Source organism: Arenicella chitinivorans (genome assembly GCF_014651515.1).
Lineage (GTDB): Bacteria > Pseudomonadota > Gammaproteobacteria > Arenicellales > Arenicellaceae > Arenicella > Arenicella chitinivorans.
The window spans coordinates 364916-382517 of record NZ_BMXA01000003.1 but is presented as its reverse complement, the minus strand read 5'-3'; the positions used below and the strand labels follow the sequence as shown (position 1 = coordinate 382517).

Here is a 17602-nt window from a genome sequence, read left to right as displayed (position 1 = left end):
CGCTTACTCAGTCCCCGTGCGAACTTGAAAGTCCGCAGGGTCGTTCGCTGCATCAGTGTCAAAATCACCGCTTTGCAGTATTTTCTGCAAACGCGAATCAACGGCATCTCGTACCTCAGTTGCCTTTGGCGTGGTCAAAATAATGCCGTTCCAATCGAATGCTTCTGGCACCTTCATATTCTCACCATACGATTCACCGACCTGATACGGACCGTGCGGCACGACTTCCTCTTGAGTAGACACATCCACCAACGCAAACCACTTGGCGTCGCTCACTGCTTGGAAAGTGTAACTCCGCGTATCCATAACATGACCAGGCGCACCGACAATCAATTGTTCGCTGAGCAACACCCATTCTTGCGCGGCTCGCGCATAGACTTGGAACCCAGCGTGACCGACCTCATTACTGGTTTCCCAAGTAAACTCAACCACATCACCATGACGCGAAGCACTGAAGAAGTTCATCGTCACCGGTGTCGTCGCAAAATTGCGTTGGTATGCAAAATCAACTCCCGTTTGCGTGTTACCCGCGCTCAAGGCGTATACCGGTGATTTATTATCACACAATGCCGTGGTTGGAGAGTCACACACACGATCTTCCGGATTCGCTTCATTAACCAGATCGGCGTCTCCTGTTTGACCGTACCCATCAATCGGCGAACCATCAGCCATGACTTCGACTCGATAATTGCCATCTGGCAGATTGTCGAAACTGTAGTCGCCATTAGAATCTGTGACGGTCTCAACCAACGCAACGAATTGTCCGTTTTGTTCAACGTAGAGCACAACCGTTACACCCGAAGCTGGCGAATCAGCATTCAATCCAGGCGTTCCGTCCAATTCATTTGGTTGCAGAATACCGTCGTCGTCCGGTTCAACCAAATTGGCTGCTTCAACTACCACGGTCCCACTCAATGAATTCGTACCGACCACACCAAAGTCTGCCAAGTAGTTCGGTTCGGTGGCGTTCAGCGTGAGCGCATAACTCCACGGTTTCGCGAAATTATCGCCCACGTTGCCGGTTACCGTCGCGCCGTGCTCGGTTTCATTGAAGTCACCCGCATCAATGACGCGGACAATATACTGTCCAGCTGGCAAACTCGTACAGTAGAACTCACCATTGTCATCAGTTCGCACCGTCCGAATCAGGTTGTCAACACCAGGCTGTGGCACCACCGATGAGGATGCAATCGATGGATCATTCGGTGTTTCACTCGCATCAGCATCCAACCAACATTGGATCGTGACACCCGGTACACCAGGCTCATTATCGTCCGCAAAGCCGTCGTTGTCGGTATCAAAGAAGAAACGGCTACCGATGGAACGGAGCGTCGTGCCAGAAATAAACCCAGCATCTTGATCCGTGATGTTGGCACCACCTGTGATGGTGATCGGCGTCGGTATGACTTCCAAAGGATTCAAATCCTTGGTAACGCGATTAATGTCGCTGATCTCAACCGTGTAGTTACCATCCGGCAATCCGTTGAATCGGTAAAAACCGGCTTCATCGGTGACAGTGGTCGCGATCACATTGCCTCCGGCATCCACCAAATTTAAGGTTATACCTTGCAACTCACCATCGGTAGCAGCAGCGTAATCACCGTTTTGGTCAACATCGGAATAGAGCGTACCTGAAATACTACCAAGGTTGGCCCCGACGTTGGGGTTAAACCCAAAATCCAGATTAGTAATATTGTGATCCGGATCGCTCAACAACCTTACCGGCGAATAGTTATATTCACCCAGAGGCATGTTCGTGGGCTGCGTCTCATTTAGATTGGCGCCTGCGTTCGGATCAATATCTGCCGCCACATAATGGACTGAGAATGTGTCTAGCAAGCCAGTGGATGTGAAGTCAGAAATAATCCACGACCCGTCAGCAGCCGTTGTCGTCGTATAGACGATATCGCCCTGCGGATTAGCCTGGGTCGCTGTGGCCGCATCCCGCACCTGAATCGTCACGCCTGAAATCGGTGCTTCACCGCTGTCGTAACGGCCGTCATTGTCCACATCAACCCAGACAAAGCCAGACATAACGCCATTGTTGGCTGTTGGCTCATGACCAAAGTCGACGTCAGTCACTTGTTCACCTTCGGATAGTGACACTGGCGATCCAAATGGAGTTGGATCAACCGTTTCAGCCAAACCGGTTGGAATGTCATTTGGTTCAGTACTCAACGTGTACTGCGCTGGCAATAGTGACTCGAAAAGATATTCACCACGCGCATCAGTAACCGCCGTCGCAATGTAGTTCGGGTGCGTTGGGCTACAAACTGCCGCCGCGTTTTCTAGCGGTGCGCGACATAGATAGACCCGTATGCCGGTCAAATCATACTCAGATGTTTCTGCAGCGCCGTTACCGTTTTCATCTAAAAAGACTTCACCGGCGATGGATGCAGTCGCTTCTTCACGGATGTAGCCAAAATCAACATCCGTTACTGGCGCGCCAGCGACAGTGGCCGGTAAGGTATCCAATCCGCTGGTGATGTCGTAACCCGCCAGCAAGGCGGCGTTGTCCGTCACAGAAACCGTGTAGGAACCGTCTGGCAATCCGGTAAATGTGTAGTCGCCGTTTGCATCAGTCGTTGTGGTCGCTAGCGTCACGGCCACCAGGCTGCTTGCCCCGCCGGTGTTGAACACACCATCGACAATCGTGGCGCCATTCAGCGCACCATCATCAGCGGTATTCACCACACCGTCGCCATTGAAATCGGCTAATCCGTCGATAATGTTGACACCCAGGTAAGTCCCGTCGTCATTGGCGTCGATCGAGCCGTCACCGTTCATATCAAGCGCACCTGCGATGACTGGCATCGCGGCTTGTTGCAGCGCCAATGAGATATTGGCGATACCAAGCTCACCCGCTTCTTCCACACCGTCTTTGTCGGTATCGAGGAATACTGTGCCTGAAATTGGATTAAACGCTGCGTTCACGTAGCCAAAATCATTGTTAACCGAGCTGCCGCCCACAGGTAAACTGATCTGGGCCACGTTGTCCAACGCACCAACCGGGTCCTCAGTCAATGTACCCACGGGTGGTGTAACCACGACTTGATAGTCACCGGCTGGCAACCCGTCGAACGCATATTCACCCAACGCGTTGGCACGCGTGGTGGCAACTGTCGTTTCGTAAGTACCATTACCGTCCAAATCTCTCAACAGGGTCAGCAACACATGCGCGTAACCCACTTCACCGGACTCCTGGTCCGCCGAACTGTTCGCATCGCTGTACACCGTACCGGCAATCAAACCTGGGTTGTTATAGCCAAAACTGGTGTCGGTGACCGTTTGCCCCCCTGACACTGCAACGCTATCGGAAACGCGCGCGCGCCCTTCGGAGGTTGTGCCACTGTAGCCTGCTAATTTGCCGTCCTGATCGGTGATACGAAGAGTGTAATTACCGTCAGGTAGTCCCGAAAAGGCCACCTCACCATTCGCATCACTGGTTGTGGTAGCCACCACTTCTCCAGATCCATTCAAAATATCAACCGTGACACCCGCTACTCGACGCTCAGCGCCATCCAGCACGCCATCACCATTGGAATCAACCCAAATAGTATCCGTGATGGTATTGGTTGCTGCGTTATCAAACCCAAAGTCGAGATCAGTCACCACACGCAGACCGGCGTCCAATGTAACCGGGTTACTGGTGTATCCACCTTCACTTTGTGGGCCTACGGTTGGAGAGTACCCGGTTAAGGCAGCGTCACTGGGCGAAATCTGCACCGTGTAATCGTCGCCGAATGGCACACCAGTAAACAGGTAATCACCGTCCGAGTTAGTAGTTGTCGTGGCAATTGTTGCACCTGTCGCATCCACCAAACTTAGACTCACGCCAGCCAAACCGGCTTCGCCTGGGTCCTGAATGCCATCACCATCTGCGTCACTCCAGACTCGGTCGCCCAGCGCACCCGTATCCGCCGCACTCGGAATGTATCCAAAATTGATATCGCGTACTTTGTCACCAGATTGTACGGTCACCGGTTTAGGGTCAACCCCGCCAGCGCCCGCTGTATTCGTCAGCCCACCTGGCACGGTTCCATCCACCACATTCACGGTGTATGAACCCGGAATCACGCCTTCGAATAAGTAATTTCCGTTGGCATCCGTTTCGATCGTCGCAACCACTACACCGTTAGAGACCAACTGCACGGTCACACCGGTGATACCCGCTTCTTCGGTATCCAAGATGCCGTCCAAGTCCTCATCCAGCCAAACCTTACCGGCAATACTTGACGTTGCCGCATCAACAAAGTTGTTATCGGCATCGACTTCACCATTCGCCAGACTTACTGGGATATAACTGTCGACCACACTTGCATTAACCGCATCACCGCCTGCATCCGGGCTTACGTCTCCATCGTTGACCGAGCGCAGACCGGCTGGGTCAATTTCAACAACGACATAGTCACCTACCGGCACACCAGTAAAACTGTAATTGCCAGATGCATCAGTCACAGTTTGTGTATACAAGACGCCATCCGCCGGATTGCCATCGCCATTCGGGTCAGTGTACAACTGCACTACAGTTCCTGGCAGGTTGGTATCGCCAACGCCATCGCCATTGCTGTCTTGCGATACATTGCCGGACAAGCTCGCCACGAACACATAACCGAAGTCTTGGTCTAAATTGCTCACACCACCTGGCAAGGTAAGCTGTGCCACATTAACGGATCCACCGTCCGGATCCGCGGAGTTGACGGCGCCCGCAGGTGGATTAGTAATGGTGATCGTATAATCCTCTGTCCCTGTGGTACCTGGAACTGGCGTGTCATTGTTGTCTACGGTCGTACCATCACCAGCAAAACCATCACCGAACAAGTAGTCACCGTCTGCATCCGTCGTTTCAGTGCGACAGGTTGGTGGCGTTGCATTAATATTGTCGAGGTCACCACAAAGTTGGACCACAATTCCCGCGATACCCGGCTCACCTGGATCTTGCACACCATTGGCGTTGGTGTCCTCAAAAATGCGGTCGCCGATCTCGCCAGCAGGAACCGTGCTCGTGTAACCAAAGTCCTGCAATAGATTTACTTGGCCTGTCGCGATTACTACGGTCGACGTGCTATCACAGGTGGTACATGCACCGGGCTCATTTGGATCAACCGTTTGCGTCGTATTGCTTGGTGGTGTCACCGTTACCTGATACGTACCGGCTGGCAACAACCCAAATGAGTAATTACCATTGGCGTCCGTAGTCGTACTGATCGCTTGGCCCGCACCATTGCCCAAATCGACACCCGCAGGTGGCAACAGGGTCACTGTCGCACTAGGCACACCCACATCAATACCCGGGTCGTACTGACCCACGGTGCCATTGCTGCCATTATCAAAGAATATTAAATCACCGATTCGGCCTGTCGGCGCATAACCATCATTTCCGGCACTGACATTGGTTCCTGCAACGGCTGTCACCGTGGTTGGGTCCGTGCCTTCAGTTTGAATATGGTTCTGCGGGAACTGTGGATCGGTCTCGTCAACGTTCACCGTAGTGGTTCCGGCAGGCACTTGCGCACTGTAATTACCATTGCTGTCGCTGGTAACTACGCGTTGAACTGCGTTCGAATCGGTAATGACCACATCCACGTTGGCTAAATTCGGCTCGCCTGAATCTTGAACCCCATTGCCATTACTGTCGATATATAGGTGACCGGAAACCGTACCCTGCGATGAGTAACCAAAGTCCTGGTCTAAATTACCCGCACCGGTCGGCAATGCCACCTGGCTGAAGTGTGGCAGACCACCATCTGGGTCAGCCGTATTCACCTGACCGGCCGGTGGATTCAAAATCGTGATGGTATAAACCTCACCCGGATCTGTCGCCGGCAACGGATTATCCAGTGGTGAGAGCGACCCACCGTCAGCCGTTAAATTGTCACCAAAAAGATAATCTCCATCCGCATCCGTGACTTCGGTACGACAAGTATTCGGCGATGGGTTGATCCCATCCAAGTCACCGCAAATCTGCACCGTAATGCCGGGCAAACCAGGCTCACCAGCATCTTGAATGCCATTGCCATTGATGTCGTTGAATACACGGTCACCAATAAAACCCGATGAGATGTTACTTTGATAACCAAAGTCCTGCGCGTTGTTAACGACACCTCCGGACACAGTGACCACTGACGTGTTGTCATTACCACCGTCCGGATCCTCAGTTTGAGTATGCCCGCTCGGCGCTGATACCGTCACGGTATACGTGCCATCTGGCAGACCAACAAAGCTGTAATTACCGTTCGGATCGGTAGTCTGAGAGATCGAAGCACCGGAGCCGGCACCAATATCTACACCCGCAGGCGGCGTCAGCGTTACAAGCCGGTTCGCTAAGCCTGGATCACCCGCACCTTGCGTTCCGAGTACACCGTCTTCCTCTAAATAGACCGTGTCACCGATTACATTGCCCTGATAATAACCGTCGTCACCAGCGTCAACCGTACTGCCAGTCACGGCAGTTACGACGGTTGGGTCGGTTCCATCTGTTTGGATAAAACCAGTCGGATAGTCCGGATCAGACTCGTCGATATTCACATGCGTCGAACCCGGTGGCACGATCGCTGTGTAGTCGCCATTGGCATCAGTGACGACTGTTTGCAAATTACCTTCAGAATCTGTCACCAACACATTGAGGTTTGCCAGATCGGGCTCACCCAGATCTTGAACACCGTTTCCGTTAGTATCTAGATAGACGTGACCGATCACCGTGGCTGGAAAGAAATAGCCAAAGTCTTGCTCCAGATTACCGCCAGTACCGTACAAGGTAAATTGATTGGCACTGTCGCCGTCACCACCTGGGTCATCGGAATTCGTCGCGCCCGTTGGCGGATTTAACACCGTGATGGTTTTGAACCCTTCAGGTTGCCCGGTGAATAAATAATTCCCCGATGCATCGGTAGTACGCGTTTCGCAAATTGAGCCTTGCACTGCCAAGTTATCGATAAACAATCGTTCATCGTTACCAACGAACTGAGTGACGGCAAACCGAATTGACACTGGATCACCATTAACCGGACTAATCGGCAAACTCAAGAAACCTGAGTCATTGTCAATGTCTTGCCCTTCAAACGTATAGATAGTCGTAAAGCCGCTGCCATTCGAACTAATCTGGACGTCAATTTCGTCATTTGTCTCATAGCCCCCATTTAATCCGCGCCAGTCAAAATTCAACACAGGTCCGGTCACACCGCTGAGGTTCACTTGCCGCGTCAAGGAGGTATTATTGTCACTCAGATACAGCTCACCGGCCGTTGTTATCTGTATACCGCCACCGGTCGCGCCGCCTGAATCTCCGGCTTCAACCCAACTCGATGCCCAGCTTGCTGCGTTGTTATTGTAAGACCTTACGGAAAAATTATCGGTAGCCACGTTGCCGAAATAACAAAGCTCTACTTGAATACCAGGAATACCAGGCTCACCAGGCTCTTGAATGCCATTGCCATTGAAATCTTGGTAAATCGTGTCACCGACGTCTCCAACGGGAACATTATTGTTATAACCAAAATCTTGATCCAGGCGCCCATTCGCGTTTTCGATAGTTGGTCGAGACACACTGTCTAAGACCACAGGGTCACCGTTTTCAGCATCTGGATCAGCGGTCTGAACCCAACCGTCGGGTGAAATCACTTCGACGACATAATCGCCGTTCACCAATCCAGAGAATAAATAACTGCCATTATAGTCGGTCACCGTGGTCACCGGCTGACCTGGGCCTTGACCCAAGTTCACACCAGCTTCAGGGTACAATCGAACCGTCACGTTTTCGATGCCCGGCTCACCAGGATCACGCACACCGTTTGAATTGATGTCTTCAAAGATCGTATCACCCAAGAACGCCACGTCCGCACTGACAGAACGTACGGTTGTACCAACATCCACGGCCGGTGCACCAGTACTTGCTGTATTGGGGTCTTGCCCCCAGGCAGCCGCCAAAATTGCATCACTGCCATCACAGACAAACGCCAACATGCCACTTTGATCGCCATCGATGTGTGCCGGCACGTCGTTCGGTGTATCACGCCCACCATCGTACAAGCGCGCACTGTCGAGTCTGTCCAAGGTTACTAAGTAATCGTAAGTTCGCCCAGTGTTCGGATCAGTATTCACTCCCCCATTTCCGCGCACGTCGACACACACGTCGATTTGCGTGTCACTGGGATCCGATGGATTGTCAGCGATCAACCAGACAGGAGAACCGTTTTCGCCAATTGCGGCGGGCGGCTCAAACGTTGAGAAAGCGGAAGAAGGAATGTCAACCAGCGTGCTGGTGCCAGGCGGCTGCCATTGCGCGGAAAGCTCAGCCCCGCCGCCACCTTGACGGTAACGCACTGTAATCGGATACCATCCCGCTGACCCAATATTTACTGTACCGGTAACTTGTGTTGGCGGTTGGTTCGCATCATTCGTCACCACTTCAAAATTATTATTCCCTAAAAACAAACGCGACCCATCGTCGGAAGTCGTCGCAAACGTATATTGACCAGCCTCTAAGCGTATAAAGCCGTCTAAAATCATCCCGTAGTTGGTGCCAGTATTGCCCGCCAGACCAACCTGCGATGTGGTGCCGGATGCGTCTACAGTACCGTAGTTGTCCTGTGTTGAACTGAACGTACCATTATATCGCCCCCAGTTTAATAGGCCATCACCCACAGAATCGGCTAAATTGTAGGGATGATCGATTGACGGATCATCACCTTCGGCATAACCAACTTGCACCACGTTGCCCATGAGACGATCTGAAGTGGACGCGTGACCCCAATCGTGGGCAGTATCATTTTCATCCGTAACGGTTAAGGCGCCAAACGTGGCGGTTGTGCCGGTATAAAACTTAGCACCTGTACCCGTTGGAATAATTTGTGCAACCGTTTCGTTTGAGGGCACAACGATCGGCGTCTGTATGCCAGCGTTGGTCTCCCAATTGATCGTGATTGGATTCGGTGATGGGTTGTACAGGTAAATCTGCGTTGCCGCGTTCGCCGGCGTGGAGACTGGCTCGTAGTATGTATTTCCAAGCAAGGCGTCAGGAAAGAGGGTAAACCATCGTGAGGCGTACGTGGTGCATTCTTGGCCACTTAAAATGTTTACCTGGACAATGTCGGAGCTGAAAATACGCGCTCCGCTATTCATGCCTACGCCAGAACTCGCACCTTCATTTCGACCAGACACTTCAATCGTCTCGCCACGGTTAATCACCTGCGCATTGACGTCACCCGGATCAGTGAAGTCTCCGTCAGCATTTGAATCCACCGACACACTGGTGCCATCACGCGCTGCCATAATCGTCACCCCAGCCCACTCAAACTCTGGGGCACCGGAGTCCTCACCCACGGGTAGCGTAAAGCTCTCGCCCCACTGGGACATTGGGAACAATTCGAATGCGCCTGCAAATAGTGTACCCGACTGACTCGACCCTACGTTTTGCGGATCGTAAGAACCCGCCCACTGTGCGCGGGTGACATTGATGGTCTCAGTTGAGAAGATACGGTCTGCGCCGTCTAACCCGTCTCGGGTCCGCGTACCACCACCGGTAATGGCGGCACCTGTTATCTCCACATCGGCTAACTGTGTATTGGTGTTGATGGATTCCTCAAACACCACAACTTGACCTTGCGTCAATACGTCGTTGGCATCGACAGTCACTCCCGGAGCCGCGCCATTGGAGACGTCACCGTCGCCGTAGATTCGTGTGGTCGCTTGGGTTGGCGCACTGCCTGCGGCAACAGCGGCAATGTCAGGCTCATAACCATCTTCCCAATGGTCAATCACAATGATGGTACCATTAACACGAGCGACAAAATCCGTAATCGAATTCATCGGTTGGTCGGGGTCGGGGGCGGTAAAACCGGTGCAGCTTGTGGTCGAGCTGATGCCCTCCAAAAATGCTTGCGCATGGTCGCCTGGCAGCGGCACCAAGAATTCCTCAGTCGCTGCAGCGTCTTGGATCGCGCCAACCGTTACCAATGCCGTGGCCGCCAACATCGAGAGCGCTAGAAACCGTGTCTTTAAGCGGGATGCACACGACGAACGCGACGCAGCCGTGCTCTGCACGCCAACAGCATTTACTCTGCCCGCACGATCACGCGCGAGCTCCAACCCGTTTTGAACTCTTTTCATCTGAAAACCCACCGTTCTCGGCAGCTAAATTGTGATAGCCCATGAGAGCGCATTTCCATCGACGCACACGCCACCGTTGAAGCCAGGTGCTACGTGTCGTTTCGAGAAAATGGAGAATGCAAGCGAACGCCAAGCCCGAATAAGACTTAGAAAAGAATGTTCGTATGAAGAAGTGAAAAAGTGCGAAAAAAAACGCAACCGAACGCAACATTCCGGCAATCAACAACATGCCAGAGGTTATGCGAACCCCAACACTCTTGCTATTCAACAACCCTCAAGTTAGTCAAGGCAACCCATGGGAATGCCTACACCCAGTGCAAGATTCAAGCGAGTACCAACCGCGCTTTGAGACCCCACACTATTACCCTATGTACCCTGCATCCACTACTGACATCACATATCAGCCCCCCGCAGAAATACATCCCATAAACTGACTTCACCCGTGCAACCAACCGCGCAGATTCAGTGAGCAATACTGCGCACTTTTAGCCAGCTTTTAGTCGAAAATCATTCCAAAACGTGCCTGCACTTGAGTTAAAAAAATAAAAATTTGCGGGCACAACAAAAATCGACTACGCCAGAATTATACCAAAATCCACAAAACTTAAAAAGCGTTTGACAAGCAACAAATCGAATTTAATGTTTAAAAATCAACCAATTCGGTTGTTTTTGCGGCCTACCTCCGCTACGGCTAGGCGTGACGGTTTAGCGATTTCGGCCAATACACTTGAGATCAGCAAATGATTTCTCTAGCCGCGCAATGAAGGACTCTTCAGCCTTACGTAGCATTTTCCGTGGATCGTAATACTTCTTATTTGGCAAATCATCACCGTCTGGGTTACCGATCTGTGTTGCGACATAATCCTGATATTCCGCAAAATAATCGCGCAAGCCACAACTAAAAGCCCACTGCATATCTGTATCAAGGTTCATTTTAATGACCCCGTAGTCAATAGACAGACTAATATCCTCTTCTGACGAGCCTGAACCTCCGTGAAACACGAAACTTACTGGCTTCTCGCCGCTGCGACCGATCTTATCCGCCACGTAGTTTTGCGAGTTCTTAAGAATCTCTACCGACAACTTAACGTTCCCTGGCTTATACACGCCGTGCACATTACCAAACGCAGCTGCCACGGTGAAGTTCGAACTGATTTTGCTCAATCGCTCATACGCGTAAAACACATCATGTGGATGCGTGTACAACTTACTGCTATCCACTTCAGAGTTATCAACGCCGTCCTCTTCACCGCCGGTAATCCCCAACTCGATCTCTAGCCCAACGTCTATCTTGCTCATGCGAGCCAGATACTTTTCACAGATTTCGATATTTTCTTCGAGCGTTTCTTCCGACAAATCCAACATGTGCGAGCTGAACAGTGGCCGACCAAATTGCTCATAGTACTTCTCTTGGTAGTCGAGCAGGTGATCAATCCACGCGATGTTGGATAAGGAGCAGTGATCGGTATGCAGAATAGCAGGCACACCATACATCTCAGCCAGTTGATGCACATGATGCGCCGCCGATAGACAGCCTGCGGCCGACGCCTGCAGATTATCATTAGGCAAACTTTTACCGGCGTAAAAGTGCCCTCCACCAAACGACAACTGAACAATCACTGGCGACGCGACTTTTGCCGCAGTCTCAAGTATGCCATTTACTGTGTTAGTGCCAACCGCGTTCACCCCGGGTAACGCGTAGCCATTCGCTTTTGCGTCCTCGTAAACATCGATTAGTTCTTGACCATACAACACGCCCGCACGAAACTTACTCATGCTTAACTCTCCTCAAATCTGGATTAGCTTTCGGCCGCTGTGTGCACAAGCATTTCTGCGCGACCGCCCTCTCGAGCGTATTGTAAACGCTCACTCAAATAATTGTCGGCTTATTCCATCCACACAAAGAATTTTGACTATTACAAGGTTTCTGACGCGCCAATAACGTCAAATGCAAGTTACCCAACAACGCTGACCTTCTCATAGTCAGCGTTGTTGGATTGGGCCCTCTTCCTTGGGAGAGAGAGGAGAGAGGAGGAAAAGAGGAACCCGCACTACACCCGAAATCAAATACTCTAAATAAAGATAATTCGATTTCGGGCGGTACTATACTGTCCGACCTGATCGACGGCGACCAACTAAGTGCGACTACATAAATTTATACGCGCCAAACACGTTCAAGCTCGTCGCTGAAATCAGGTCATGTGTGACTGGTATGCCGTGTTAGGTATACTTCGAAGGCGTCACAAACCAACATCATGGAAAGAAAATGAATAAAAAACACGTTATCAACCTGGTAGTCAGCGCACTACTGACGGCGACAATACCAACATTTGCCTATGAAGCTCCCTTAGCCGACACCACGCCATCTATCGACGGCATTGCGAATGATTCGGCTTGGCAACAAGCTGACTGGGCACAGATCGACCAGATCATTTTAGGTGAGGCACCGAGCGCTGACGACTTTCAAGGTCGCTATAAAGTTGTCTGGACACCGGACAAACTCTACCTTCTGGCAGAAATCACCGACGATGTAGTAATCGACACACATCCGGACCCACTGTCATTTTATTGGGACGATGACACGCTGGAAGTGTTTATCGACGAAGACAAATCCGGTGGCAACCACCTCGCCAGCTATAACGCGTTCGCGTATCACATTGCGTTGGACAACCAATCGGTCGATTTTAATAGTAACGGAAAGCCACGCACACTGAATGATCACGTGACGAGTAGCTGGAAACGCAGCATGCAGGACGGTAATAAAATTATTTGGGAAGCCGCTATCAGCATTTACCCCGACTCATTTACCGATCACGATAACACGGCCGAGCCAGTGACACTTACGACTGGCAAGCAACTGGGTTTCATGCTGGCCTACTGCGACAGTGACGGGTTCAAAGGCCGAGAGCACTTCATCGGCTCACACGACATCGAACCCGTGAATGGTGACAAGAATCGAGGTTACATTGACGCAAGTGTGTTTGGCACGCTGACCCTGGCTAACCCAGCCAACCAGAAATAAGGCATCAGGCATCAGGACTCATATTGGCTTCATACCTGGCCTGCTTGGGCATCCCGCGCGAAGCTGGTAATATAAACAGCTATTAACACCCTACTCTGACAATATCCTACCTCTTGGAGGTTGCTCCCCATGCCAACTTACTATCGTCAGTTGTTCAAGCGCGCTGGATTTCGCCAACACCTACGGCATTCAATCTCAATTCTGGCTGGCCTTTTGTTGTTGACCGGCTGCGAACCTGAAGGCAAGAAAACGATCGAAAGCTTCAACGATATCCCAAGCTTTCTCAAACAGCACAAGATTCCGGCAGTGAGCGTTGCCATCATCGAAGATTTCCAAGTCAAACGCGTGATAACCATTGGTGAGAGCGACAGCAACTCCAATCTGGAGGCCACAGATACCACCTTATTTCAGCTCGGTTCCGTGAGCCAGTCGCTGGCGGCAGTGGCCATGATCAAAGCCCTACAGGATCACCAACTCAGCCTGAATGCCGACATCAACAGCATACTCAAGTCCTGGCGTCTGGTGGAGGATCGTTACGAGAGCAAGCACCGCATCTCTCCCGAGATGCTCATGAGTCACACTGCGGGCACCAACATCACAATGTACACCGGTTATCCACATGGTGCCAAACTACCGACAATCCGACAAATCCTAAGCGGCCAGACCCCCAACGGCGACCCCTCTGTCATCCTCAACGGCACACCGAAGGTTTATCGCTACTCAGCTGGTGGCTATTCGGTCATTCAGCAAGCGCTGATGGATCTACGTAGCACATCATTTTCGAACATACTGGATACGTCGATACTGCAACCACTCGGCATGACCAATACCAGCTTTGAACTTCCGTTGCCACAACACCTGTTGCGTCGAGCTAGTACCGGGCATAACAAGCTCGGCAACCCGTTAAAAGAAAAGCATTTCGATTACCCTGAATTGGCTGCTGCGGGCGGCTGGAGCACAGCCGAAAATCTGGCCCGGTTCGTGGTCGAGATACAGAATGCGCTTAGGGGTTCGTCGGCCATAGGATTAAGTCGCGAGTCCGCCAATGAGCTTCTGACTCCTGTGGCCTACAACTACGCACTGGGCTTTGATATTGAAAAACATGGCGAGCACGCTTACTTCACCAACGGCGGTGCCAATCACGGTTTCCAAACTCTAATCAAAGGCCATATGTCAGCGGGGATGGGCGTGGCAATCATGACTAACTCAGACAATGGATTCCATGTCATCACACAGCTGGCACAGTTCATCGCCGAGGAGGAAGCTTGGCCCGGATATTGATCACTTAACACATAAAAAAGGCGCTGTTCGCAAAGACAGCGCCTTTTTATTAATACGCCATTACTCGCCTAGTTAGCACCAGGTGTGAAGCTGACTCGCAAATACCCGACACGCCCCGGAATATCGTGTGATACCAGACTCATGCCCACCAAGCTGGTATCCAGCACTGGCGGATCTTCATCAAACACATTATTGAAACCAACAGTGAATTTGATCGAATTATCAGCAACTGGTGGAACATAACTGAATTGAACGTCCGTAAACACCACTGAGTCAAGCTCTTCGCCCGATGCAGTTTCCATACTGTCTGTGTAACGGAAGCTCACTGAACCGTCCCAATTTGCATTGCTACGCCAACCAAGCGTGGTGGTCATACGCAGTTCGGGAAACGCGCGCTCAAATGTCTCATCTGTATGGCGACCAGTCAGATCATTGCGTGTTTCACTGCCATCTGGATTTGCGGTTCGCTCGATGTATTTATCCAGCAGTGTGGCATTCACACGGGCGGTAAATTGACCTGCGGAAAATGGGTTGGTGTGGTAGTTAAACATCACATCCGCACCCGAGGCTTCGATTCCGCCAATGTTTTGCAATTGGTTATTAACCAGATTCACGCGGCCAGAGGAACTACGCTCAATACCGCTACAAAAGAATGGATCACCGGTATTGGCACAAGCGGTGAGCACATCACCCGGATCAAGCCCCTGAATCGCGTCATCAATTTCCAAATCGTAGAAGTCGACTGACGCAGTGAAACGATCTGCCCAGTCGACATCGGGGTTATACACCAGACCTGCGGTCCAACTCTCTGAAGTCTCAGCTTTCAGGTTCGCATTCCCGGCAGAGACGGCTGACAACTGCGGGTTAGTTTGAGCAACCCCCGCAGGGACACCGAGCGCGGAACAATTATTGATCACGTTTTGCGGTTGTGGCGCATCCCGACCACCATTATTGGAGCCCAGCTGACCTAAATAATCAGCACAAGGGTCAAGGAACGTGAAGTCCTCACGTGCTGCCCCACCAAACAACTCGCCAATACCGGGCGCTCGTAGACCAGTTGAAATCGAGCTACGAACTGAGAGGTCATTGGTGATTTGCCACAGCAAACCCAATTTATAAGTGCCTTCAGAACCAGAGGTGCTGTAATCCGAAGAGCGTACAGCCAGATTTGCTTCAAGATAGCGTGCAAATGGAACGTCAGCGAGAATCGGAATATTTAATTCACCGTAGATCTCGGTAACATCAAATGCACCTTGCGTCGCACCCGATGGAATGCCCGCCGTTTCGCCACGTGCGGCAATTGGGTCTGGCCGAAAAGCGCCTTCATGATCGCGGTATTCGAAACCGGTAGCGAACGCCAATGGCCCCGCTGGGAGCGTCGCCAGATCACCGGATATATTGAACGCAAAATCCGACAGCGTTTGCTCGCTGAAGTCACGCTGCGTGTAGGTTACGAAATCACGCATCTCTTGCGTAATAGAACCGCTGCCATCACGCCCTTGCCCGCCAAAGAAGTTAAATGGTACGCAATTTGGTGTCGCTGCACAGACAGACGGATCGCCCATAGCGACCTGCAGGCGTGCGGCATTGTGTGAATTTTGCTTCTCTTGAAAACCTTGATTATCGCCATAGCTCACCGTGGCGTCCCAAAAGAATGACCGGTCGCCTAACTCGAACTTACCTTCCAGCCCAGTGCTAAAAAAATACGTATCCACATCTTGTGAAAACAAACGCGGACCCGATTCAAGCGGCCGTCGACCGAAGAATTCTAAATTGCCGTTAGCCACTGACAAATCCATACCAAAGGGATTGTAAGGGTTGTTAGCAGAGATAAAGAAGTTATCCAGAATGCGATTACCACAACCATTACCCAAACACAGTGGCTCAGGCGCGCCGCGGGTATCGGAGGTTCGGTTGGTGTAAGACGCGCGCGCAAACAAATTAATGTCATCGGTCAGCGCATAGTCGACGTGCGTAAACAAATTCACGCGCTCACTCGGCGTGCGCAAATAGTTAAAGCCAGCGCCGTTGTAGTTGAACCGGTCTGCTGAGGTAAAGCCGCTGAAATCCCCGCTGGTCGGATTATTGGGGTCAAATGCAGGAATATTGGCGCCACCATCATTCAACGCACCTTGGTTTAAGGTTAAGTCGGCGAAGTCAAAGTTAGGTCCTAAGATAAACCGACCTTGGGGAGTATAAGAGGAACATCGAGTGCCCGACACATCACAGCTGGTGGTGTCTGGTACAGGAAATGCAGACCGTGCGCGGTCGGCGGTGAATACCCCGCCTTCCTCAGTGTAGCTGGCACTGAACACGAAATGCGCCTGATCGCTGCCGCCGCCCCACAACACCGAAATATCGGTATCAGTACCGTCGCCATCATCGAGGAATTCACCCACATGATAGTCAAAGCGCAAACCGTCAAAGTTTTTATTGGTAATAACATTCACCACACCGCCGATGGCATCCGAGCCGTAGATAGCCGAAGCACCATCCTGCAAAATCTCGATTCGCTCCACCATATTGGCTGGAATGGTATTCAAATCCACGGTACTCGGCACGCCCGATGCCGAGGCACCGGCGATCCAACGCCGCCCGTCAACCAGAATCAGGGTCCGCTTGGCGCCCACGTTACGCAGCGACAACTGTGCAGAACCTGCGCCAATGCCAGAACCATCTTGTGGAAATCCGGAATTACCCGGAACATTAAACCGGGTATTGATCGCGGAACCAGTGATTGGCAATTGCTGCAGTGCCATACCTAGGTTGGTCACGCCGGTCTGATCCAGTTCAGCAACGCCGATGTTCATCACCGGGGCGGTGTCGTTTAAGGGGTCGCGGCGAATCCGCGAACCTGTAACAACGATTTCCTCTAACGACGGGGACGCACCTGGAGTCTGGGTGGAGCCAATCGTTGGAGTTAATACAGCGCTTGCGGCGAAGACAGTGCCAACAAACAAGCGATTCATTTTGGTAGGAATCTTCATAACTCTCTCTTTTGTCTAATGTAGGAAAGTAAGAGTATAGACATCGACCAAATAGCGGACAAGTGCCAATCTTTGGACCCAAAATTCGACAACATGTCTAGATATTCTTGCCACCAACGCCGATGTCATCAATCAGGATCATGGGCGACCTAGGCACTTGCTGCCAGCTTGGTCGGCAAAACGGCGTGGCTATCTGGGTTACCGG

The 17602-nt window shown here is 51.6% G+C and carries 5 protein-coding genes; 2 read left to right on the top strand and 3 right to left on the bottom strand.

The window, feature by feature from the left end; all coding sequences use genetic code 11:
• Window positions 1-3 precede the first annotated feature (3 nt).
• Together IE055_RS11395 and fbaA are read right to left on the bottom strand one after the other, a co-directional pair.
• Window positions 4-10107, bottom strand: coding sequence for an SdrD B-like domain-containing protein (locus IE055_RS11395; protein WP_189401040.1), 10104 nt, complete (start codon window positions 10105-10107; stop codon window positions 4-6).
• Window positions 10108-10812: 705 nt separating this feature from the next.
• A complete protein-coding gene (gene fbaA, locus IE055_RS11390) occupies window positions 10813-11883 on the bottom strand; it encodes a class II fructose-bisphosphate aldolase (RefSeq protein ID WP_189401037.1) in 1071 nt (356 codons plus the stop codon).
• Between the two features lie 490 nt (window positions 11884-12373).
• On the opposite strand from fbaA, the gene IE055_RS11385 reads away from it, so the two are divergent.
• Window positions 12374-13129 (top strand): sugar-binding protein, encoded by a 756-nt coding sequence (locus IE055_RS11385; protein WP_189401034.1) that lies wholly within the window; start codon window positions 12374-12376, stop codon window positions 13127-13129.
• Between the two features lie 129 nt (window positions 13130-13258).
• Complete coding sequence (locus tag IE055_RS11380) at window positions 13259-14410, top strand: serine hydrolase domain-containing protein (protein WP_189401032.1); 1152 nt, start codon at window positions 13259-13261, stop codon at window positions 14408-14410.
• Window positions 14411-14478: 68 nt separating this feature from the next.
• On the opposite strand, the gene IE055_RS11375 is transcribed toward IE055_RS11380, so the two are convergent.
• A complete protein-coding gene (locus IE055_RS11375) occupies window positions 14479-17397 on the bottom strand; it encodes a TonB-dependent receptor plug domain-containing protein (RefSeq protein WP_189401029.1) in 2919 nt (972 codons plus the stop codon).
• Window positions 17398-17602: the final 205 nt, after the last annotated feature.

Coding starts and splice junctions, on each gene's coding strand:
- IE055_RS11385 (WP_189401034.1), top strand. CDS start 12,374: ATGAATAAAAAACACGTTATCAACCTGGTAGTCAGCGCACTACTGACG.
- IE055_RS11375 (WP_189401029.1), bottom strand. CDS start 17,397: ATGAAGATTCCTACCAAAATGAATCGCTTGTTTGTTGGCACTGTCTTC.
- IE055_RS11380 (WP_189401032.1), top strand. CDS start 13,259: ATGCCAACTTACTATCGTCAGTTGTTCAAGCGCGCTGGATTTCGCCAA.
- IE055_RS11395 (WP_189401040.1), bottom strand. CDS start 10,107: ATGAAAAGAGTTCAAAACGGGTTGGAGCTCGCGCGTGATCGTGCGGGC.
- fbaA (WP_189401037.1), bottom strand. CDS start 11,883: ATGAGTAAGTTTCGTGCGGGCGTGTTGTATGGTCAAGAACTAATCGAT.